Source organism: Nocardia sp. NPDC004722, from assembly GCF_053601505.1.
Genome location: NZ_JBSGBY010001082.1, coordinates 1 through 1291, shown reverse-complemented (window position 1 = coordinate 1291; position 1291 = coordinate 1). Strand labels below are relative to the sequence as shown.

General features: G+C 71.5%; 2 protein-coding genes. One reads left to right on the top strand and one right to left on the bottom strand.

Features of this window, described 5'->3' with window-relative positions; translation table 11 throughout:
* Positions 1-721, top strand: a 721-nt coding sequence (locus ACWELQ_RS45870; protein WP_452403223.1) for a toprim domain-containing protein, incomplete at its 5' end; no start/stop codon positions are given.
* 30 nt (positions 722-751) lie between these two features.
* On the opposite strand, the gene ACWELQ_RS45865 is transcribed toward ACWELQ_RS45870, so the two are convergent.
* Positions 752-1291: helix-turn-helix transcriptional regulator (locus ACWELQ_RS45865; protein ID WP_452403222.1), on the bottom strand; the 540-nt coding region annotated here is incomplete at its 5' end.

The window sequence follows — 1291 nt, the reverse complement described above, 5'->3', positions numbered from 1 at the left end:
CTCGGATGAGGACGTGCTCGAGCGGCTCGGGTTGCGGGTGCGGGACCTGTTCGACGGGCCGCCGCCGCAGCGGCGGGGAGCCGGACGCGCGGAGGTCGCGCCCGCGTTGGCGGATCGGGCGATTCTCGCTGCGGGGCTGCCGCTTTCGGTGGTGAAGCGCGATTACGGGCCGCCGCTACGGAAGCCGCAGACGGTCGCTTCCTATCTGTATCGGTCGGCGGACGGTCGGTCGGCGGGGTGCGTGGTGCGGGTGCGGACGCTGCATCGCCTGGGGCATGTGAAGTCGTTCTATCAATTGCGCCACACGGAAACCGGCTGGGAAAACGGTGGATTCGCGCCGATCCCGTTCCGGCTGCCCGATGTGGTGGAGGCGGTGCGCGAGGGGCGGGATATCTACGTGTGCGAAGGCGAAGCGGATGTCCTGACCGCGATGCATGCCGGGCTGACGGCGACCTGCAATGCGGGTGGGGCGCAGGGGTGGCGGGCCGAGCACGCCCAGTGGCTGCGCGGGGCGCGGCGGGTGTGGGTGGTGGCGGATCGGGACGCGCCGGGATATCGGCATGCGGCGAAAGTAGCGGAGTCGCTGCGGGATTCGGTGGGTGAGGTGCGGGTGGTGCAGGCGCGGGACGGGAAGGACCTCACCGACCACTGCGATGCGGGCCATCAGGTGACCGAGCTCGATCCGGTGCCGGTGCTCGACGAGCACTATCGGCAGGCATGACGCGAGTCGACGCCGCAGCCCTCGGCACGGTCAGGACCGCGGCAAGGCGCGTTGGTAGCGCTCGATCAGGGTGCGCAGCGCCGCAACCAGTTCCGGCGAATCCACGATCTCGAAATCGGCGTCGAGCAGCCCCAGGTAGAGGGCTAGCATTGCCGGGTGATCGGAGCCGGGCTCGAAAGCGCAGCGGTCCGGTCCCAGCTCCTCGACCTCGATGGGGATCGGAATCCGCTGCCGCACCTGCTCGGCGGAGGCGTGCACGATGACGCGGGCGCGGTAACGCCAGGTGGCCTCCCCCACCCCGCGTTCGACCCGAGCGGCGATCTCGGTGTCGGGCGGCAGCGGGCGAGGCGTGAAGCGCGGCCCGGCCGGCGTGCGCGGCTCCATCCGGTCGGCCCGGAAGGTGCGCCAGTCGGCGCGGTCCAGATCCCAGGCCAGCAGGTACCAGCGCTGCCGATGGTTGACCAGGCGGTAGGGCTCGACCGAGCGCCGTGACGCGCTGCCCGAGTGCGCGCGGTAGTCGAAGCGCAGCCGCTCACGGTCCCGGCAGGCGGCGGCGATGGCGGTCAGCGT